Annotated in this window: 1 protein-coding gene; it reads left to right on the top strand. The window is 73.2% G+C overall.

Annotated features, from left to right (window positions below; genetic code table 11):
• The first annotated feature begins 9 nt into the window (after positions 1 to 9).
• On the top strand, positions 10 to 23,823 hold the full coding sequence (locus tag OG747_RS44850; protein ID WP_405885118.1) for a non-ribosomal peptide synthase/polyketide synthase: 23,814 nt from the start codon (positions 10 to 12) through the stop codon (positions 23,821 to 23,823).
• The last annotated feature ends 14 nt before the right edge of the window (positions 23,824 to 23,837 follow it).

The raw sequence follows: 23,837 nt of genomic DNA, 5'->3' as shown, positions 1-23,837 counted from the left end.
GGTACCCCCATGTCCCGTCGCGACGGCGATGCCCTTCCCCTGACGGCGGCCCAGCGTGAGATCTGGCTCGCCGAGCAGCGCGCGCGGACCGCGCTCGACGCCTACCGCATCGGCGACTATCTGGAGGTCCACAGCCCGGTCGACGCGGAGCTCTTCGAGACCGCGCTGCGCCGGGTGGTCGACGAGATCGACGCGCTGCACGTGAGTTTCGTGGACGACGGGCAGGAGCCGCGGCAGGTGGTCCGCGAGGCATGGGACTGGGAACCCCAGCTGCTCGACCTGAGCGCGGAGCCCGACCCACGAGCGGCAGGCCTCGCGTGGATGGCCCGGGACCGGATGCGTGCGCTGGACCTCTCACGTGATCCGCTCTTCAGCTTCGCGCTGATCAGCCTGTCGCCGACCCACCACCTCGTGTACCAGAACTACCACCACCTGGTGATGGACGGTTTCGGCCTCTCCCTCGTCCGGCGGCGGCTGACGCGGATGTACACGGCGCTGGCCGCGGGCGGTCCGGTCCCGCCGTCGCCGTTGCGTTCGTTGGACGAGCTGATCCGCGGTGACGCCGGCTACCGCGCCTCGGAGCAGTTCACCTCCGATCAGTCGTACTGGACAGAGCGGCTCGCCGACCGGCCGGAACCCGCTCGGCTCACCGGCCGGGCGCCGCGTACCGGGAGCGGTCCGCGCACCGCCGTGGAACCGGCGGTGCTCCACGTGGACGCGCTGCGAGCGGGGGCGGCACGGACCGAAGTCCACTGGTCCCGCCCGCTGATCGCGGCGGCGGCTCTCTACGCACACCGGCTCACCGGGGACCGGGACGTGCTGATCGGCCTTCCCGTCACCGGGCGCGAGGGAGCCGAACGCGCCCTGCTGTCCACGCCCGGCACGGTGGCGAACGTGGCGCCCCTGCGCCTGCAGATGCGTCCGGACATGCGGTGGCACGACCTCGTCACCGAGGTGGCACGGGAAGCCGACGCGGCCCTCTTGCACCAGCGCTACCGCAGCGAGGACCTGTTCCGGGACCTCGGCATCCCCGGTTCCCCCGGGGCGGCGTTCCCGCTCGTCGTCAACATCATGGTCTTCGACTCCGCGCCGAGTTTCGCCGGGCACCCCACCACGCTGCACTACCTGTTGCCGGAACCGACCACCGGGCTGGCCCTCTGGGTCACGGGCCGGCGGGGATCCGATGAACTCCGGGTCGAACTCAAGGGCGCACCCCAGACCTGGAGCGAGGACGAACTCGCCGTCCACCAACGGCGGCTGATCGCGCTGCTGGACACCGCCGCGGGCTGCGACCCGCAGGAGCCGGTCTGCCGGATCGGCCTGCTCGCCGCGGACGAGGAGCGTGAGCTGCTGACGCTGGGCGCCGGTCCGGTGACGCAGGCCCCCGCCGAGAGCCTGCCGGAGGTATTCCGGGCGCAGGTGCGGGCGACGCCGGACGCGGTCGCGGTGGTGGGGCCGGACGCGTCCCTGACGTATGCGGAGCTGGACGCACGGGCGAACCGGCTGGCGCATGCCCTGATCGCCCGTGGGGTGGGGCCGGAGCGGCTGGTCGCGGTGGCCCTGCCGCGCTCGGCGGAACTGGTGGTGGCGATCCTCGCGGTGCTCAAGGCCGGAGCCGTCTACGTCCCGGTCGACCCGGAGTACCCCGCCGCCCGGATCGGGTACATGCTCGACGACGCCCGGCCGGTCCTGGTGGTGACCGACCTCCGTGTCCTGGAGCGGCTGCCCGAGGCCGGTCCCGCCGAGCGGCTGGTGGTCGACGAACCGGAGACGGCCGCGACGGTGGCGGGTTGCCCGGCAGTGGACCCGGAAGTGGCTGTCGATCCGGAGCATCCGGCGTACGTCATCTACACCTCCGGTTCCACCGGACGGCCCAAGGGCGTGGTGTCGACGCACGGCGGCCTGCTCAACCTGTTCGCCGACCAGCAGCGGACCTTGTTCCCGCCCCTGCTCGTGGACCGGCGGCGCCTGCGGGTGGCCCTGACCACGTCGGTCTCGTTCGACGCGGCCTGGAACCAGTTGCTCAGCCTGTTCGCGGGCCACGAGCTGCACGTCCTGGACCGGGCGACCTGGACCGACCCGGACGCCTTCGTCGACTACGCCAGGCGCTGCAGACTCGACTTCGTCGAGGCGACCCCGTCGTACCTCCACGTTCTGGTCGCACAGGGGATGCTGGACGATCCGCAGTGGCGTCCCGCGATGGTCGCGGCGGGCGGGGAGGCCGTCCCGGAGCAACTGTGGGAGCGCCTGCGCTCGGCCGACGGGGTGTCCTGCCTGAACTTCTACGGTCCGTCCGAGTGCACGGTGAACTCGGTCGTCGCGCCGCTGGAGTCGAGCCGGCGTCCGGTGATCGGCCGGCCGGTCGGCAACACCCGGCTGTACGTGCTGGACGGCGCGTTGCAGCCGATGCCCACGGGTGTGACGGGTGAGCTGTACATCGCCGGCGCGAGCCTGGCCCGCGGCTACCTGGGCCGGCCTGGTCTGACCGCCGGGCGTTTCGTGGCCGACCCGTTCGGGTCGGCCGGTGCGCGGATGTACCGCACCGGCGACCTGGTGCGGTGGGGCCCGGACGGCAACCTGGAGTTCCTCGGCCGTACCGACGACCAGGTCAAGGTCCGGGGCTTCCGGATCGAACTCGGCGAGATCGAGGCCGTGCTCGTCGCGCACCCGCAGGTCGCACAGGCCGCCGTTCTGGTGCGTACCGAAGGGGACACCCGGCTGGTCGCCTACTTCGTACCGGTACCCGGTGCCACGGTGGCCGTGCCCGCGCTGCGCGAGCACCTGCGCGAGCGGCTGCCGGAGTACATGGTGCCGGCCGCGTTCGTGATGCTGGACGCACTGCCGCTGACGCCGAACCGGAAGCTCGACCGGCGGGCCCTTCCGGCTCCCGAGCAGGCCGCGGCCGCCCCGGGCCGCGCTCCGCGCACCGCGACCGAACACGTGCTGGCCGGGCTGTTCGCCGAGGTGCTGGGGGTGGCCGAGGCCGGGCCGGACGACAGCTTCTTCGACCTCGGCGGGCATTCGCTGCTGGCCACCCGGTTGGTCGCCAGGGCACGGTCGGCGCTGGGCGTGGAGCTGACGCTGGGTGACCTGTTCGACGCGCCGACGGTGGCGGAACTGGCGGCGGCGGTGGACCGCGCGGACCGGGCACGGCCGGCACTGGGGCGGCGCGAGCGGCCCGAGGCGGTCCCGCTGTCCTTCGCGCAGCGCCGGTTGTGGTTCCTGCACCGCATGGAGGGCCCGGGCGCCACGTACAACATCCCGTTGGCGCTGCGGCTGTCCGGCAACCTCGACGAGCGGGCCCTGGAAGCCGCGCTGGCGGACGTGGCAGAGCGCCACGAGAGCCTGCGCACCGTCTTCCCGGTGGTCGACGGCGTGCCGTGCCAGCGGGTGCTGGACCTCGGCGAGGCACGGCCGCGACTGCGGGTGACCGAGGTCGACGAGGGCGACCTGCCGGATCGGCTGGCGGAGGCGGCACGGCACGGCTTCGAGCTCTCCGAGGAGCCGCCACTGCACGCCGAACTGTTCCGGCTGGGAGCCGACGAGCACGTGCTGCTGGTGGTGGTGCATCACATCGCCGGCGACGGCTGGTCGATGGGGCCGCTCTCGCGGGACCTGACCACCGCCTACGCGGCCCGCTCCGAAGGGGCGAAGCCGGAGTGGACTCCGCTGCCGGTCCAGTACGCCGACTACGCCCTCTGGCAACGCGAGCTGCTCGGTGAGGGCTCTGACCAGGACAGCCTGCTGAGCGGTCAACTGCTCTACTGGAAGGAGCAGCTGGCGGACCTGCCCGAGCAGGTCGAGCTGCCGTTCGACCGGCCCAGGCCGACGGTGTTCTCCCACCGGGGCGCCCTCCTGCCGGTGCGGATCGACGCCGAACTGCACCAGGGTCTGCGCGCCCTCGCCCGTGACGGCGGGGCCAGCCTCTTCATGGTGCTCCAGGCCGGGCTGGCCGCCCTGCTGGGCAAGCTCGGCGCGGGCACCGACGTCCCGATCGGCACGCCGATCGCCGGACGCACCGACGAAGCCGTGGACGACCTGGTCGGCTTCTTCGTCAACACCCTGGTGCTGCGTACCGACCTCTCCGGCGACCCGTCGTTCACCGACCTGCTGGGCCGGGTGCGCGCCGACGCGCTGGCCGCGTACGCGCATCAGGACGTGCCGTTCGAGCACCTCGTGGAGGCACTGAACCCGACCCGGTCGCTGGCACACCACCCCCTGTTCCAGACCATGCTCGCGTTGCAGAACGCGCCGCTCGGCACGTTCGACCTGCCGCGGCTGCGCGTGGCGACCGACCTGGTCCACACCGGGACGGCCAAGTGCGACCTGACGTTCATGCTGACCGAACAGCCCGGCGGGCACGGGCTGTCGGGGCTGGTGGAGTACAGCACCGACCTGTTCGACGCGGCCACCGTGGAGGGGATCGTCGACCGGTGGCTGCGGCTGCTCCGCGCCGTGGTGGCCGACCCCGGCCGGCGGATCGGCCAGGTGGACGTGCTGTCGGCCGACGAGCTCCGCGCGCTGCTGCCGGCCGTCGTCGGCCGGGGTGGGGAGTCGCCGGAGAGCAGCATCACCGCGCTCTTCGAGCGGCAGGTACGGGCGAACCCCGCGGCGGTCGCCGTGGTGAGCGGCGACGTCACGCTGACCTACGGTGAGTTGAACGCCCGGGCCAACCGGCTTGCGCACGCCCTGATCGCCCGGGGCGTGGGGCCGGAGCAGCTGGTGGCGCTGGCCCTGCCGCGCTCGGCCGAGCTCGTGGTGGCGGTCCTCGCGGTCCTCAAGGCAGGGGCCGCCTACGTTCCGGTGGACCCGCAGTACCCCGCCGCCCGGATCGCCTACCTGCTTCGGGACGCCCGGCCGACGCTGCTCGTGACGACGGGCCGGACCGGCGAACTGCCGGAGGCGGACCCGGTGGACCGGCTCCTGTTGGACACCGCCGACCTGGACGGGCTGCCGGACACCGACCCGGAGATCCCCCTCGATCCGGGCCACCCCGCCTACGTCATCTACACCTCCGGATCCACCGGCGACCCCAAGGGCGTGGTGGTCCCGCACCGGAACGTGGTGCGGCTGTTCGGCACCGCCGAGGAGCTGTTCGGCTTCTCCGCCGAGGACGTCTGGACCCTCTTCCACTCCTACGCCTTCGACTTCTCGGTGTGGGAGCTGTGGGGCCCGCTGCTGTACGGCGGCCGCCTGGTGGTCGTGGACCACGAGACCAGCCGCTCGCCGCACCGGTTCCTGGAGCTCCTCGCCCGTGCACGGGTGACGGTGCTCAACCAGACGCCGTCCGCCTTCTACCAGCTGATGCAGGCGGACGAGGAGGCACCGGAGACCAGCCGTGCGCTCGCGCTGCGCACCGTGGTGTTCGGCGGCGAGGCGCTGGAGCACGCCCGGCTGGCGAGCTGGTACGAGCGGCACCCGGACGACGCGCCGCTGCTGGTCAACATGTACGGCATCACCGAGACCACCGTGCACGTGACCCACGCCGCGCTCGACCGGTCCGACACCGCCGCCGGCCGGATCGGCGCGGCCCTCCCCGACCTGCGCACATACGTGCTGGACGCCCACCTGCGACCGGTGCCCCCGGGCGTACCCGGCGAGCTGTACGTCGCGGGCGCCGGGCTGGCGCGCGGATACCTCAACCGGCCCGGTCTGACCGCCGGGCGCTTCATGGCCGACCCGTTCGGGCCGGCCGGTGCGCGCATGTACCGCAGCGGTGACGTCGTGCGCCGGTGTGCGGACGGCAGTCTGCGGTTCGTGGGCCGTGCCGACGACCAGGTGAAGGTGCGCGGCTTCCGGATCGAACTCGGCGAGGTCGAGGCGGCGCTCGCCGCCCACCCGTCCGTCGTACAGGTCGCCGTCCTGGCGCGGCAGGACCGGGCGGACGACACCCGGCTGGTCGCGTACCTGGTGCCTGCCCCGGGTGCCGCCCCGCGCTCGGGCGAACTGCGCGAGCATCTGCGGGAGCTACTGCCGGAGTACATGGTGCCGGCCGCGTTCGTCACCCTCGACGCCCTGCCGTTGACCGCCAACGGCAAACTGGACCGACGGGCGCTGCCCGCACCCGACCTCGCCCCGGCGAACACCGGCCGCGCGCCGCGGACGCCGCAGGAGCAGGTCCTGTGCGAGCTGTTCGCCGAGGTCCTCGGGGTGGCCGAGGCCGGCGTCGAGGACAGCTTCTTCGACCTCGGCGGGCACTCGCTGCTGGCGACCCGCCTGGCCGCCCGGGTCCGGGCGACCCTGGGGGTGGAGCTGGAACTGCGCACCCTGTTCGAGACCCCGACCCCGGCCGGCGTGGCCGCCGCCCTCGCGGGAGCCCGCGAGGCGCAGTCGGCACTGGTGGCCCACGCGCGGCCGGAGCGGATCCCGCTGTCGTTCGCGCAGCGGCGGCTCTGGTTCCTGCACCAGTTGGAGGGTGCCGGCGCGAACTACCACATCTCCCTGGCGTGGCGGCTGTCCGGACACCTGGACCGGCGGGCCCTGCAGGGCGCCCTGGCGGACGCGGTGGCCCGGCACGAGACCCTGCGCACCGTGTTCCCGGTGGTGGACGGCGTGCCGTACCAGCAGGTGCTGGACGTGGTGGCGGCCCGCCCGCGGCTGGCCGTGGGCCGGACCACCGAGGCCGGGCTGCCGGGCGTGCTGGCGGCCGCGAAGGATCGTCCGTTCGACCTGGCGGCCGATCTGCCGCTGCGCGTCGAGCTGTTCGAGCTGGCGCCGGACGAGCACGTGCTCCAGGTGGTGCTCCACCACATCGCGGGTGACGGCTGGTCCCTTGGCCCGCTCGCGCAGGACCTGACCGCCGCCTACGCGGCGCGCTGCCGCGGCGAGGAGCCGCGGTGGGCGGCACTGCCGGTCCAGTACGCCGACTACACCCTCTGGCAGCACGAGCTGCTCGGCGACGCCACCGACCGGGACAGTCTGTTCGCCCGCCAGGCGGCCTACTGGACCCGGCAGTTGGCCGATCTGCCGGAGCAGATCCAGCTGCCCGGTGACCGGCCCCGCCCGGCGATCGCCTCGCACCGGGGCGGCTTCGTGCGCGCCGGGCTGGACGCGGAGCTGCACCGCGGTCTGCGTGAGCTCGCCCGCGCGCACGGGACCAGTCTGTTCATGGTGCTTCAGGCCGGGCTGGCGGCGCTGCTGAGCAAGCTCGGTGCGGGCGACGACATCCCGGTCGGCAGCCCGATCGCCGGCCGGACCGACCAGGCACTCGACGGCCTGGTCGGATACTTCGTCAACACCCTGGTGCTGCGGACGGACACCTCGGGCGATCCGACGTTCGCCGAGTTGCTCGGCCGGGTGCGGGACACCGCACTGGCCGGGTACGCCCACCAGGACCTGCCGTTCGAGTACCTGGTCGAGGCCCTCAACCCGGTGCGGTCGCTGGCACATCACCCGCTGTTCCAGGTCATGCTGGTGCTGCAGAACGCGCCCCGGGCCGACTTCGCCCCGCCAGGGCTGCGCGTCGGCGAGGTGGAGCTGACCACGACCACGTCCAAGTTCGACCTGGTCTTCTCGCTGTCCGAGCGGCACTCCGGGGACGGTTCCCCGGACGGGGTCGACGCGCTCGTCCAGTTCGCGAGCGATCTGTACGATCCGGCCACCGTCGAGACGATGGTCGCGCGCTGGGTGCGGCTGCTGAGGGCAGCTGTCGCCGATCCGGAGCGGCGGCTCGGCCGCGTCGATCTGCTGTCCGCCGAGGAGCGCCGCGAGCTGCTGCCCGCCGTCGAGGGCGGGGCGGTCACCGCGAGCCTGCCGGAGATGTTCGCGGCACAGGTGGCGGCTACGCCTGAGGGTCTTGCTCTGGTCTCCGCGGGCACGGAGTTGACGTACCGTCAGCTGAACGCGTGGGCGAACCGGTTCGCGCATGCGCTGATCGCGCGGGGTGTGGGTCCGGAGCAGATCGTGGCGGTGGCCTTGCCGCGCTCGGTGGAGTTCGTGGTGGCCGTCCTGGGTGTCCTGAAGACAGGAGCCGCCTATCTGCCGGTGGATCCGGCGTATCCGGAGTCGCGGATCGCGTTCATGCTGGAGGACGCACGTCCGGCCGTGGTGGTCGACGACCCGGCGACGGTGGTCGACGTGTCCGGGTGGCCGGACACCGATCCTGCCGTCGCGGTGGACGCCCGGCACTCTGCGTACGTGATCTACACGTCCGGCTCGACCGGACGCCCCAAGGGCGTGGTGGTCAGTCATGCGGGCCTGCGGGGCATGGTGGCCGAGCAGGTCGAGCGGCTCGGCATCGACGCGGCCAGCCGGGTGCTCCAGTTCTCCTCGCCGAGCTTCGACGTCTCGCTGTGGGACCTGTGCGGCGCCCTGCTCACCGGTGCCGCCCTGCTGCCGGCACCCGCGGCCGAGCCGGTCTCCGCGCTGACCGACCCGAGCCTTGCTCTCACCCATGCGACGGTGCCGCCGTCCGTGCTGGCGGCGCTGTCGCCGGACGCGGTGGCCGTGCCGACGCTGGCGGTTGCGGGCGAGGCATGCCCGTCGGAGCTGGTTGCGCGCTGGGCGCCGGGGCGGCGGATGATCAACGCGTACGGTCCGACCGAGACGACGGTGTGCGCGACGATGAGCGACCCGCTGTCGCCGGGACCGGGCGTGCCGCCGATCGGCCGTGGCATCGCCGGGTTCCGGACGTACGTGCTGGACCGGCGGCTGGGCCTGGTGCCGCCGGGCGTGACCGGGGAGCTGTACCTCGCCGGCCCGGGCCTCGCCCGCGGCTACCTGAACCGGCCCGGGCTCTCCGCCGGGCGTTTCGTGGCCTGCCCGTTCGGCGCGGCAGGTGAGCGGATGTACCGCACCGGGGACCTGGTGCGCCGACGTGCCGACGGGCAGTTGGAATACCTCGGCCGTGCCGACGACCAGGTGAAGGTGCGCGGTTTCCGGATCGAACTCGGCGAGATCGAGACGGCGCTGGCCGAACACCCGCAGGTCGGCCAGGTCGCGGTGATCGCCCGGCAGGACCAGGCGGAGGACATCCGCCTGGTCGCCTACCTGGTGCCCGCCACCGGCGCCGAGTTCCGGCCGGAGGAACTGCGCACCCATCTCCGCGAGTGGCTGCCGGACTACATGGTGCCCGCCGCGTTCGTCGCCCTCGACGCCCTGCCGTTGACCGCCAACGGCAAGCTCGACCGGCGCGCCCTGCCCGAGCCCGAGTTCGCCGGATCACGGGTCGGCAGGACGCCGCACACCCCGCAGGAGCAGGTGCTGGCCGGGCTGTTCGCCGAGGTACTGGGCCTGACGCAGGTCGGCGTCGACGACAGCTTCTTCGACCTGGGTGGACACTCCCTGCTGGCCACCCGGCTGGTGGCCCGGGTCCGGGCGACCCTGGGCGTCGAGCTGGCGCTGCACACCCTGTTCCGGACCCCGACGGTGGCCGGGCTGGCCGCCGTTCTGGGCGGCGCCGACCGGGCCAGGCTCGCCCTGGGGCGGGCGGAGCGGCCCGAGCGGGTACCGCTGTCGTCCGCGCAGCGGCGGCTCTGGTTCCTGCACCAGCTGGAGGGTGCCGCACCGATCTACAACATGCCGCTGGCGTGGCGGCTCTCCGGACCGCTGGACCGGGTGGCCCTGGAGAAGGCGCTCGCCGACGTCGTCGACCGGCACGAGAGCCTGCGCACGGTCTTCCCGGCGGCGGACGGCGTGCCGGTCCAGCAGGTCCTGGCCCCCGGGACGGTGCGCCCGAAGCTCACGGCCGCCCCGGCCGACGAGAGGGACCTGACGGAGCTGCTGGCCGCGGCCGCGGCGCGTGGCTTCGATCTCGCCACCGAACCACCACTGCGTGCCGAGCTGTTCGAGGTGGGACCGGACGAGCACGTGCTGCTGGTGGTGGTCCACCACATCGCCGGTGACGGCTGGTCGCTGGGCCCGTTGTCGGCCGACCTGGCCACCGCGTACGCGGCGCGCTGCCGGGGCGAGGAACCGCAGTGGGCGCCGCTGCCCGTCCAGTACGCCGACTACACCCTGTGGCAGCAGCAGCTGCTCGGCGACGCGGCCGACCAGGACAGCCTGCTCGCCCGCCAGACGGCCTACTGGACCCGGACGTTGGCGGACCTGCCGGAGCAGATCCGGCTTCCCGCCGACCGCCACCGCCCCTCCGTTCCCTCCCATTGCGGCGGCCACCTCGCGGTCGAGCTGGACGCCGAGCTGCACGCCGGGCTGATCCGCCTGGGCCGGGAGCACGGGGCCAGCGCCTACATGGTGTTGCAGGCCGCGCTGGCGGCGCTGCTGGACAAGCTCGGCGCGGGAACGGACATCCCGGTCGGCAGCCTGATCGCCGGCCGGACCGACCAGGCCCTGGACGATCTGGTCGGGTTCTTCGTCAACACCCTGGTGCTGCGGACCGACACCTCGGGCGACCCGACCTTCGTCGAGCTGCTTGGCCGGGTCCGGGAGCACGCGCTGGCCGCGTACGCGCACCAGGACCTGCCGTTCGACCACCTCGTAGAGGCCCTCAACCCGGCCCGGTCGCTCGCCCGTCAGCCCCTGTTCCAGGTGCTGCTCGCACTGCAGAACGTGCCCCGCACCGAGTTCGCCCTGCCCGGCCTGAGCACCGAGACCGTACTGGTGCGGACGCCCACGGCGATGTTCGACCTCTCCGTCCATCTCCTGGAGCGCGGCGGCACCGGCGGGCCGGCCGAGGGCATCATCGGGCGGGTCGAGTACAGCACCGACCTGTTCGACCACGCCACGGTGGCGGCGCTGGTCGCCCGGTGGCTGCGCCTGCTGGCGGCGGTGGTCGCCGAGCCGGACCGGCCGCTGAGCCGGATCGACGTCCTCGCCGCGGAGGAGCGGCACGAACTGCTGGTCGTACGCAACGACACCGCGTGCCCGGCTCCTGTCACCGGCCTGCCGTCCCTGTTCGAGGCCCAGGTCCGGGCGACCCCCGAGGCCCCGGCGGTGGTGTTCGAGGACACCGCGCTGACCTACCGCGAGCTGAACCGCAGGGCCAACCGCCTGGCGCACGCGCTGATCGCGCGCGGGGTGGGGCCGGAACAGGTCGTCGCCCTGCGACTGCCGCGCTCCGCCGAGCTGGTGGTCGCCGTCCTGGCGGTCCTCAAGACGGGTGCCGCGTACCTGCCGGTCGACCCGGACTACCCGGCCGCCCGCATCGCGTACATGCTGGAGGACGCGCGCCCGGCCGTGGTGCTCGACGACCTCGCGGCCGTCACACCGGCCGAGGAGCAGCCGGAGCACGATCCGGCCGTCGCCGCGGACCCGCGGCACCCGGCCTACGTCATCTACACCTCGGGCTCCACCGGCCGGCCCAAGGCCGTGGTGATGCCCGCCGCCGGGCTGCTGAACCTGCTGGCGTGGCATCACCGGGCTGTCGGTGGCGAACCCGGCACGCGCACCGCGCAGTTCACCGCGATCAGCTTCGACGTCTCGGTGCAGGAGATGCTCTCGGCGCTGCTGTACGGCAAGACCCTCGTGGTGCCGACCGAGGAACAGCGGCGCAGCGCCGAGCTGTTCGCCCACTGGCTGGACCGGCACGGGGTCGAGGAGCTGTTCGCGCCCAATCTGGTGGTCGAGGCACTGGCCGAGGCCGCCGAGGAAGCCGAACTGGAGCTGCCGAACCTGCGGCTGATCGCGCAGGCCGGCGAGGCGATGCGGCTGGGCGGTGCCGTGCGCCGCTTCCAGACCCGGGTGCCGGGCCGGATGCTGCACAACCACTACGGCCCAGCCGAAACCCACGTGATCACCGCCTACCCGCTGCCGGGCGACCCCGCAGACTGCCCGCTGCCGGTGCCGATCGGCCGCCCGATCGCCAACTGCCAGGCGTATGTGCTGGATTCGGCCCTGCGACCGGTCGCCCCCGGCGTGCCGGGCGAGCTGTACCTCGCCGGGACGGGACTCGCCCGCGGCTACCTGAACCGGCCCGGGCTCACCGCCACGCGGTTCGTCGCCAACCCGTACGGTCCGGCCGGCGCGCTGATGTACCGCACCGGTGACCTGGTCCGCTGGCGCGCCGACGGCGAGCTGGAGTTCGGCGGCCGGACGGACCACCAGGTGAAGGTCCGCGGCTTCCGGGTCGAACCGGGCGAGATCGAGGCCGAGTTGGCCGCGCACCCGGGTGTCGCCCAGGTCGCGGTACTCCCCCGGGTGGACCAGCCGGGCGAGACCCGGATCATCGCGTACGTGGTGCCCACGACCGGGTCCGAGGCGACGGCTGCGGCGCTGGCGGCGTACCTGCGCGACCGGGTGCCGGACTACCTGGTGCCGTCGGCGTTCGTCCTGCTGGATGTGCTGCCGCTGACGCCGAACGGGAAGCTGGACCGGGCGGCGCTGCCCGCGCCCGAGCCGGGTACGGCCGGGAGCAGCCGTGCGCCGCGCACGCCGCAGGAGCAGATCCTGTGCGCGTTGTTCGCCGAGGTGCTGGGCCTGCCCCGGGTCGGGATCGACGACGACTTCTTCGACCTGGGCGGGCACTCCCTGCTCGCCACCCGGCTGGTCTCGCGGGTCCGGGCGACCCTCGGCGTCGAGCTGGAACTGCGCAGCCTGTTCCGGACGCCGACGCCCGCCGGGCTCGCTGCCGGGCTGGGCAACGCCGGCACCGCGCGGCAGGCCCTGGTCCCCCAGCCCCGCCGCGAGCCCATGCCGCTGTCGTTCGCGCAGCGCCGACTCTGGTTCCTCCAGCAGTTCGGGACGCCGAGCGCCACCTACCACATGCCGCTCGCCCTGCGGCTGTCCGGCGACCTCGACCGGGCCGCGCTGAGTGCCGCGCTCGCCGACGTGGTGGCCCGGCACGAGACCTTGCGCACGGTCTTCCCGCACACCGCCGGCGTTCCGCACCAGCGGGTGCTGGACGCCGCCGAGGCCGCCGTACCGCTGGCCGTGCGCGCGGTCGGCGAGGCGGAGGTTCCGGCCCTGCTGCGCGAGGCGGCGGTACGGGCCTTCGACCTGACGTCGGAACTGCCGCTGCGGGCCGAGCTGTTCGAGGTCGCGCCGCAGGAGCACGTGCTGCTGCTGGTGATGCACCACATCGCCGGTGACGGCTGGTCCATGGACCCGCTGGCCCGTGACCTCGCCGCGGCCTACGCCACCCGGCGGAGCGGTGCGGCGCCCGCATGGCCGCCGCTGCCGGTGACCTACCGCGACTACACCCTGTGGCAGCACGAGATCCTCGGCGACGAGCACGACGCGGACAGTGCGTTCGCGCGCCAGGTCGCCTACTGGACCGAGGCGCTGGCCGGACTGCCCGACCAGCTGCAACTGCCGGTCGACCGGCCGCGTCCGGCCGCCATGACGTACCGCGGCGACCTGCTGGACGTCCGGATCGACGCTGAACTTCACGCTGCCCTGGTGGAGTTGGCGCGGCGTACCGGGACCAGTCTGTTCATGGTGCTCCAGGCGGGCCTCGCCGCGCTGTACACGCGGCTGGGCGCGGGAACGGACATCCCGATCGGGAGCCCGATCGCGGGCCGTACGGACGAGGCGCTGGACGATCTGGTCGGGTTCTTCGTGAACACGCTGGTGCTGCGCACCGACACGAGCGGCGATCCGACGTTCGCCGAACTGCTGGGGCGGGTGCGGGAGACGGCACTCTCTGCGTACGCGTACCAGGACGTGCCCTTCGAGCACCTGGTGGAGGTGGTCAACCCGTCCCGGTCCCTGTCCCACCACCCGCTGTTCCAGACCGGGCTGGTCGTACAGAACGCGCCGGGCGGTGACTTCGAGCTGCCCGGCCTGAGGGCCACCGGGATGACCGTGCCCACCGGCACCTCCCGGCTCGACCTGACCTTCGGCCTGGCGGAGCGGCACGGGCCCGATGGCGCGCCGGCCGGTCTGAGCGGAGCGGTCGAGTTCAGCGCCGACCTGTTCGACCGCTCGACGGTGGAGGCCCTCTTCACCCGGTGGACCAGGCTGCTGACCGCGGTCGCGGCCGCTCCGGACCGGTCGATCGGCGGGATCGACCTGCTGTCCGACAAGGAGCGCCGCGAACTGCTGCCCGCGGCCGAGAGCGGGACTGCCGCCGCGAGCCTTCCGGAGATGCTCGCGGCGCAGGTGGCGGCGACGCCGGATGCGGTCGCACTGGTCAACGGCGACGAGGAGTTGACGTATCGTCAGCTGAATGCGCGGGCGAACCGGTTCGCGCACGCGCTGATCGCGCAGGGCGTGGGCCCAGAGCGGATCGTCGCGGTGGCCTTGCCGCGGTCGCCGGAGTCCGTCGTGGCCGTCCTGGGTGTACTGAAGGCCGGAGCCGCCTTCCTCCCGGTGGATCCCTCGTACCCCCAGGCGCGGATCGCGTTCATGCTGGACGACGCCCGCCCCACGGCGGTCATCGACGACCCGGCGACGGTCACCCACGGAAACTGGCCGGACACCGACCCGGAGACCGCGCTCGATGTCCGGCACCCGGCCTACGTGATCTACACCTCGGGCTCCACCGGCCGCCCCAAGGGCGTCATGGTGAGCCACACCGGGGTGGCGGGCCTGGTGGCGACGCAGGTCGAGCGGCTCGGCGTGGCGCCGGGCAGTCGGGTGCTCCAGTTCGCCTCGCCCAGCTTCGACGCGTCGTTCTGGGACCTGTGCAGCGCCCTGCTCACCGGTGCCGCGCTCGTCCTGGCCCCGTCCGAGGCACCGCTGGAGGCCCTGACGGACCGTCGGCTCGACGTCACCCATGTGACGCTGCCGCCCTCGGCCCTGGCGGCGCTCGACGGCACCGACGTCACGGCCGCCACCCTGGTGGTGGCCGGTGAAGCGTGTGCGCCGGAGCTGGTGGCCCGGTGGGCGCCCGGGCGCCGGATGATCAACGCGTACGGTCCGACGGAGACGACGGTGTGCGCGACGATGAGCAACCCCCTCTCGCCGGGGTCGGGCGTGCCGCCGATCGGCCGAGCGGTCGCTGGTTTCCGGGTGTACGTCCTGGACGAGCGGATGCGGCCGGTACCGCCGGGCGTGGCAGGTGAGTTGTACGTCGCGGGCCCGGGCCTGGCACGCGGGTACCTGAACCGGCCGGCCGTGACCGCCGGACGGTTCGTCGCCTGCCCGTTCGGCACCGACGGCGAACGCATGTACCGCACCGGCGACCTGGTCCGCCGACGCGCCGACGGTGAGCTGGAGTACGTCGGCCGCACCGACCAGCAGGTGAAGGTACGCGGCTTCCGCATCGAACTCGGCGAGATCGAGGCAGCCCTCGCCGAACACCCCGCCGTCGCACAGACCGCCGTCCTCGCACAGGACGACCGGCTCGTCGGCTATGTGGCAGCGCGTCCCGACGCGGTCGTACGCCCGGCGGAGCTGACGGCGTATCTGCGCGACCGCCTGCCCGACTATCTGGTGCCGTCGGCGTTCGTCCTGCTGGACGTGCTGCCGCTGACGCCGAACGGGAAGCTGGACCGGACGGCGCTGCCCGCGCCCGAGTCGGTGGCCTCGGCACCGGGCCGGGCGCCGCGTACGCCGCAGGAGCAGATCCTGTGCGAGCTGTTCGCCGAGGTGCTGGGCGCGCCACGGGTCGGGGTCGACGACGACTTCTTCGACCTGGGCGGGCACTCCCTGCTCGCCACCCGGCTGGTCGCACGGATCCGCTCGGTGCTCGGCGTGGAGCTGGGGTTGCGCGCGCTCTTCCAGGCGCCCACCGCGGCGGGCTTGGCCGGGGCGTTGGCCGAGGCCGGTCGCGCCCGCCCGGCGCTGACGGCGCACGTGCGGCCGGAAGCGGTACCGCTCTCCTTCGCCCAGCGCCGGCTCTGGTTCCTGCACCGCATGGACAGCACCACCGCGACATACCACATCCCGCTGGCGCTCCGGCTGACCGGCACGCTCGACGCAGCGGCGCTGGACGAGGCACTCTCTGACGTGGTGGCCCGGCATGAGAGCCTGCGGACGGTGTTCCCAGAGGTCGACGGCGTTCCGTGCCAGCGCGTCCTGGACCCTGCTGCGGCCCGGCCCCGGGTGCGGTCGACCGGGTCGTCGGAGGCCGAACTACCGGAACAGCTTGCCGAGTTCGCCCGGCGGCCCTTCGACCTCGCGCTGGAACCGCCGTTGCGGGCGGAGCTGTTCGAGGTCGCGCCGCAGGAGCACGTGCTGCTGCTGGTGATGCACCACATCGCCGGTGACGGCTGGTCCACCGGCCCGCTGGCCCGCGACCTGGCCGAGGCGTACGCCGCCCGGTGCGAGGGTCGCACACCGAGTCGGCCGGTCCTGCCGGTGCAATACGCCGACTACACGCTGTGGCAGCGGGACCTGCTCGGCGAAGCCGCCGACCCGGAGAGCCGGTTCGCCGAACAACTCGGCTACTGGAAACGGCAGTTGTCCGACCTGCCGGAGCTGCTCCAGCTGCCCACCGACCGGTCGCGGCCAGCTGTCGCCCGCTGGCACGGTGGCCAGGTCGGTCTGGAGTTGAGTCCCGAACTTCACGCCGCCCTGCTGGAGTTGGCGCGGCGAGCCGGGACCAGTCTGTTCATGGTGCTCCAGGCGGGCCTCGCCGCGCTGTACACGCGGCTGGGCGCGGGAACGGACATCCCGATCGGCAGCCCGATCGCGGGCCGCACGGACGAGGCGCTGGACGACCTGGTCGGGTTCTTCGTCAACACCCTGGTCCTGCGCACCGACACCAGCGGCGACCCGACATTCGCCGAACTCCTGGGACGGGTACGGGAAACGGCACTGACGGCGTACGCGCACCAGGACGTGCCCTTCGAGCACCTGGTGGAGGCACTCAACCCGTCCCGGTCCCTGTCCCACCACCCCCTGTTCCAGACCATCCTGGCCGTGCAGAACGCGCCGATGGGCCGTTTCTCGCTGCCCGGCCTGGAGGTCAGCACCTACGCGGTGGCCACCGGAACCGCCAAGTTCGACCTCGGTGTGAACCTCGCCGAGCAGTTCGGGCCGGACGGAAGCCCGGCCGGGATCGTCGGCGTGGTGGAGTACGCCACCGACCTGTTCGACCGGGACACGGTCACCGCCCTCGCCCGGCGCTGGACACTCCTGCTGGAGGCGGTCACCGCCGACCCTGAGCAGCCGATCGGACTGGTCGACCTCCTCGACGCCGACGAGCGGCACCTGCTGCTGGAGCGCGGCAACGCGACCGCCCGTGAGGTGGACGCCGTACCGGTGCCGGCGGCGTTCGCGGCACAGGTGGCGGCGACGCCGGATGCGATCGCACTCGTCTGTGGTGATGCCGAGTTGACGTATCGCCAGCTGAATGCGCGGGCGAACCGGTTCGCACATGCGCTTCTCGCGCAGGACGTGGGCCCGGAGCAGACCGTGGCCGTGGCACTGCCGCGGTCACTGGAGTCCGTCGTGGCGATCCTGGGTGTCCTGAAGGCCGGGGCCGCCTACCTGCCGGTCGACCCGTCGTACCCCCACTCACGGATCGCGTTCATGCTGGACGACGCCCACCCCACGGTGGTCATCGACGACCCGGCGACGGTCACCGAAGGAGACTGGCCGGACACCGACCCCGAGATCGCGCTCGACGTCCGGCACCCGGCCTACGTGATCTACACCTCGGGCTCCACCGGCCGCCCCAAGGGCGTCGTGGTCGGCCACGGCGGGGTGGCGAGTCTGGTGGCCGGCCAGATCGAGCGGTTCGCGATCGAACCCGGCAGCCGGGTGCTGCAGTTCGCCTCGCCCAGCTTCGACGCTTCGGTGTCGGAGGTCTTCACCGCCCTGCTGCGCGGCGCGGCCCTGGTGCTGCCCCCCGCGGCGGACCCGGTCGCCGCGCTGACCGACCCGGACCTCGCGGTCACCCACGTGACCGTGCCCCCGTCCGTCCTGGCCACCGTGGCGCAGGACGCGCTGACCGTGTCGACGCTGGTGGTGGCGGGTGAGGCCTGCCCACCGGAGCTGGTGGCACGCTGGGCGCCGGGCCGTCGGATGATCAACGCGTACGGTCCGACCGAGACGACGGTGTGCGCGACGATGAGCGACCCGCTGTCCCCGGGGTCGGGCGTGCCGCCGATCGGCCGTCCGATCGCCAACTCCCGGGTGTACGTCCTGGACGAGCGGATGCGGCTGGTACCGCCGGGCGTGGCAGGTGAGTTGTACGTCGCGGGGGCGGGTCTGGCGCGCGGGTACCTGAACCGGCCGGGGCTGACCGCCGGACGGTTCGTCGCCTGCCCGTTCGGCACGGACGGCGAACGCATGTACCGCACCGGCGACCTGGTGCGCCGACGCGCCGACGGTGAGCTGGAGTACGTCGGCCGCACCGACCAGCAGGTGAAGGTACGCGGCTTCCGCATCGAACTCGGCGAGATCGAGGCAGCCCTGGCCGAGCATCCCGCCGTCGCACAGACCGCCGTCCTCGCACAGGACGACCGGCTCGTCGGCTACGTCGTTCCGCGCCAGGAGTCGACCCGGGACAGCGGTCTCGAAGCGGACCACGTGGGCGAGTGGCGGGACATCTACGATGCCCTGCCCATCGTTCCCGAGGAGGCCGCCTTCGGCCAGAACTTCGTCGGCTGGAACAGCAGTTACGACGCAAGCCCGATCCCGGTCGAGCAGATGCGGGAGTGGCGGGACGCCACCGTGGCGCGCATCCTTGCCCTGCGCCCCCGCCGGGTGCTGGAGGTCGGCGTCGGTACCGGCCTGCTCCTCTCGCAGATCGCACCGCACTGCGAGGCGTACTGGGCTACCGACTTCTCCGCCACCGCGATCGATGCGCTGGCCGCCCAAGTGGCGCGGGAGGAGCGGCTGGCCGAGCGTGTGGTGTTGCAGACCCGCCCGGCGCACGACACCGACGGGCTGCCGGTCGGGGGGTTCGACACCATCGTGCTGAACTCGGTGGTGCAGTACTTCCCGTCCGCCGACTACCTCGCGGACGTGATCGACCGGCTGATGCGGCTGCTCGCCCCCGGTGGCGCGCTCTTCATCGGCGACGTCCGCAACCTGCGGCTGCTGCGCCCGCTGGCCACGGCCGTCCAGCTCCACCGGGCCGACGAGGACGCCGACCTGCCCTCGGTGCGCCGTGCCGTGGAGCAGGCCCTTCTGGTGGAGAAGGAACTCCTGGTCGACCCGGACTTCTTCGCCGTCCTGCGCGACCGCGGCACCGTCGGGGCCGTGACCGTGGAGGTCAAGGGCGGCCGGCACCACAACGAGCTCACTCGCTACCGCTACGACGTCACGCTGCACGAGCGATCGGCCGTCCCGACGGCACCGGCCGCGCCGCAGGAGCTGACGTGGGGCCGAGAGGTCGCCGACCTCGCGGAAGTGCGCGAGCTGCTCGCCCGGCGAGGCGCGGACCCGGTGCGCATCACCGGGGTGCCGAACCGGCGCGTCGCCCGCGAGGCGGCACTGTCCCGGGCGGTGCAGAACGGGGACGGCACGCTCGCCGAACTGCTGGACCGGCTGCACGGCCCGGACAGCGGCGGCCTGCCCGACCCGGAGGACTTCCGTGAGCTCGGTGACGAACTCGGCCGCCGGGTGGACGTCACCTGGTCGGCCGGCGCGCCCGACGCCCTGGACGTCGCCATCGGCGGCGTGCCGGGAGACGCCCCCGTCGATGTCTACCGGCCGCTGCGGCCGGCCGGCACCGCGCTGTCCTCGCTCACCAACCGTCCGACCGGAAGCCGCGCCACGGGCGCCCTGGTCGGCGCACTCCGCGACCGGCTGCGCGACCGGCTGCCCCACTACCTCGTGCCGTCGGCCATCGTCGTCCTGGACGCACTGCCGCTGACCGCCAGCGGCAAGGTCGACCGCCGTGCCCTGCCCGCCCCCGACCTGGGGACGGGCACGACCGGGCGGGCGCCGCGCACCCCGCAGGAACAGCTGCTCGCCGATCTCTTCGCCGACGTGCTCGGGCTGCCCGCGGTCGGCGTCGAGGACAGCTTCTTCGACCTCGGCGGGCATTCCCTGCTGGCGACCCGCCTGGCCTCCCGGGTCCGGGCGACCTTCGGTGCGGAACTGGAGGTCCGCTCGCTCTTCGAGCACCCGACCGTGGCCGCCCTGGCGGCCCGCCTCGACGGCTCGGTCACGGAGCGGCCCGCGCTGACCGCGCGTCCGCGCCCCGAGCGGATCCCGCTGTCCTTCGCCCAGCAACGCCTCTGGTTCCTGCACCGCCTGGACGGGCCGAGCGCCACCTACAACATGCCGCTCGCGCTGCGCCTGGACGGCGAACTCGACCGGGCGGCGCTGCATGCCGCGCTCGCCGACGTGATCGCCCGGCACGAGAGCCTGCGGACGGTCCTGCGCGAGGCGGACGGCGTGCCGTACCAGCTCGTGCTGAGCGCGGACGAGGCCCGCCCCGAACTGCCGGTCGTCGAGCTCGACGACGTACGGCTGTCCGGCCGGCTGGCGGAGGGGGCCCAGCGCGGCTTCGACCTGGCCGCCGAGCCGCCGATCCGCGCGGAGCTCTACGCGCTCGCCCCCGACCGGCATGTGCTGCTGCTCGTGGTGCACCACATCGCGGCCGACGGCTGGTCGATGGGCCCGCTCTCCCGCGACCTGGCGACGGCCTACGCGTCCCGCTGCCGGGGCGAGGAACCGCAGTGGTCCCCGCTGCCGGTGCAGTACGCCGACTACACCCGGTGGCAACGCGATCTGCTCGGCGACGCCGCCGACCCGGACAGCCTGTTCGCCCGGCAACTCGCCTACTGGAGCGAGGAGCTGACCGCGCTGCCGCAACGGCTGCAACTGCCCGCGGACCGGCCCCGGCCGGCGGTGGCCTCCCAGCGGGGCGGCCGGCTCGCCGTCCGGCTGGACGCCGAACTGCACCAGGCACTGCGGGACCTGGCCACCGCGCGCGGCGCCAGCATGTTCATGGTGCTCCAGGCCGGTCTCGCCGCGCTGCTCACCCGGCTCGGCGCCGGCACCGACATCCCGATCGGCAGCCCCATCGCCGGGCGCACCGACCAGGCCCTGGACGATCTCGTCGGGTTCATGGTCAACACCCTGGTGCTGCGCACGGACACGAGCGGCGACCCCGGCTTCGCCGAACTGCTCGGCCGGGTACGGCAGAAGGCGCTGTCCGCGTACGCCCACCAGGACGTGCCGTTCGAGTACCTGGTCGAGGTCGTCAACCCGGCCCGGTCGCTGTCGCACCACCCGCTGTTCCAGACCATGCTGGCCCTGCAGAACGCACCGTTGAGCGACTTCACGCTGCCGGGGCTGTCGACCGGGTACCTGGACGCACCGACCGGCACCGCGCGGGTCGACCTGACGTTCAGTCTGGCCGAGCAGTACCGGCCGGACGGCAGCCTCGACGGCATGGCCGGTGCGGTGGAGTACGCCACCGACCTGTTCGACCCGGCCACCGTGGAGCTGCTGTTCGCCCGCTGGGCGCGGTTGCTGCGCGCGGTGGTCGCCGACCCCGACCGGCCGATCAGCCGCATCGACATCATGTCCGGCGAGGAGCGCCACCGGTTGCTGTCCGAGTGGAACGACACCGCCGCCGAGCTGCCCGAGGCCGCGCTGCCGGAACTGTTCGCCCGCCGGGTGCGCGCCACCCCGGATGCGGTGGCCGTCGTGGCGAGCGGCACCGAGCTGACCTATCGGGAACTCGACCTGCGGGCCAACCGCCTGGCGCGGGCGCTGATCCGCGAGGGCGTGGTGGCGGAGACGCCGGTCGCGGTACTGCTGGAGCGCTCGGCGGATCTGGTCGTGGCGGTCCTGGCGATCATCAAGGCGGGCGGCGCCTACGTGCCCCTCGACTCGCGGTTCCCGCAGTCCCGCATCGACCTGATCCTCCAGGAGGCCGGGGCCAGGGTAGTCCTCACCGAGGATGTGCTGACCGCACTGATCCAGGCGGAGTCCGACTCCTCCGACCCCGAAGTCACCTGCGACCCACGGCAGTTGGCATACGTGATGTACACCTCCGGCTCGACCGGACGGCCGAAGGGCGTGGCTGTCACCCACCGCGACGTGGTGGCCCACGCCCTGACCCCCTGCTGGCGCGACGGCGGACACGAGCGGGTGCTGCTGCACTCCCCCACCGCGTTCGACCTCTCCACGTACGAGCACTGGGTGCCGCTGCTCGGCGGCGGCCGGATCGTGGTCGCACCGCCCGGGCGGCTCGATCTCGACCTGCTGGATCAAGCGATCAACGAGCATCAGGTGACCGGACTGTGGCTGACGGCCGGCCTGTTCCGCCTGGTCGCCGAGGAGCGGCCGGGCCTGCTCGCAGGGGTCCGCGAGGTGTGGACCGGCGGTGACGTGGTGTCCCCGGCCGCCGTCGTCCGGGTGCTGGCAGCCTGTCCCGGTATCACGGTGGTCAACGGCTACGGGCCCACCGAGGCCACGACCCTGGCCACCTGCCACCCGGTGCACACCCTCGCCGAGCACGCCGCGACCGTGCCGATCGGCCGGCCGATGACGAACATGCGCGCCTACGTGCTCGACGCCGCGCTGCGGCCGGTGCCGCCGGGCGTGGTCGGCGAGCTGTACCTCGCGGGGGTGGGCGTGGCCCGGGGCTACGTCGGCCGGCCCGGCCTGACCGTGCAGCGGTTCACCGCCGATCCGTACGGGCCCGCCGGGAGCCGGATGTACCGCACGGGCGACCTGGCGTGGTGGCTGGCCGACGGCACGCTGGACTTCGCCGGGCGGGCCGACCACCAGGTCAAGCTGCGCGGCTTCAGGATCGAGCCCGGCGAGATCGAGGCGGTGCTCGCGAGTTGCCCGGGCGTCGGCCAGGCGGCCGTCGTCGTCCGCGAGGACCAGCCGGACGACAAGCGGCTCGTCGCCTACCTGGTACCTGCTCCCGAGGGTGCGCCCGAGTCGGGCGAGCTGTCCGACCGGCTGCGCCGCGAACTGCCCGAGTACATGGTGCCGTCGGCGTTCGTCACCCTGGACGTGCTGCCGTTGACCGCCAACGGCAAGCTGGACCGGGCCGCCCTGCCGGCCCCCGACTACGGTGCGCCGGGCGCCGGGCGCGGCCCCCGGACGCCGCAGGAACAGCTGCTGTGCGACCTCTTCGCCCAGGTCCTCGGCCGGGAACAGGTGCACATCGACGACAGCTTCTTCGACCTGGGCGGGCACTCGCTGCTCGCCGCCCGCCTGGTCTCCCGCGTCCGCGAGACCCTCGGTGTCGAGGTGGGCCTGCGCACGCTGTTCGAAGCGCCGACCGTGGCCGGACTCACGGAACGCCTGGTCATGAACGATCCCGACGACGCGCTGGACGTGCTGCTGCCGCTGCGCACGACGGGAAGCCGGACACCGCTGTTCTGCATCCACCCCGGCGGCGGTATCAGCTGGTCGTACAGCGGGCTCCTGAACCACATCGGTTCGGAATACCCCGTCTATGCGATCCAGGCGCGCGGCCTCGGCCGCCCCGAACCCCGGCCGACGTCCTTCGAGGAGATGGCGGCCGACTACGCCAACCAGATCCGCAAGATCCAGCCCGAGGGCCCGTACCTGCTGCTCGGCTGGTCCGCCGGCGGGCTGATCGCCCACGCGATCGCCTGCGAGCTGCAGGCACGCGGCGAGCGGACCGCGCTGCTGGCGATCCTCGACGCCTACCCGGTGAAGGACGTGGCGTTCGAGGAGGTGCCCGTGCCCACCGAGCGGGACGTGCTGGTCGGCGTGCTCGACTGCGGCCTGGACGAGCTGGGCGACCGGCCGCTGACCTATGGCGAGGTCGCCGAGATCCTGCGCGAGCGGGGCAGCGCGCTGGCCGGCCTGACGGGACAGCAGATCGAGGTCGTCGTCCAAATCATGATCAACAACGCGAAACTGGCGGTCGACTTCGTCCCGGGCAGGTTCGACGGAGACCTGCTGCTGTTCAACTCCACGATCGACCGGGACAAGGACGACGCCGGGCCCGGGACCTGGCGCCCGTACATCACCGGCCGGATCGAATCGCACGAGATCACCACCCGGCACGACCGGATGACCCAGGCCGGCTCGCTGGCCCAGATCGGACCGGTGCTGGCCACCAGGCTCGCCGAGGCCACCCGGTGACACCCCAACCCGCA

This window comes from Streptomyces sp. NBC_01384 (assembly GCF_045040035.1).
Lineage (GTDB): Bacteria > Actinomycetota > Actinomycetes > Streptomycetales > Streptomycetaceae > Streptomyces.
This window is presented reverse-complemented; position numbering and strand designations above follow the sequence as displayed.

Coding starts and splice junctions, on each gene's coding strand:
- OG747_RS44850 (WP_405885118.1), top strand. CDS start 10: ATGTCCCGTCGCGACGGCGATGCCCTTCCCCTGACGGCGGCCCAGCGT.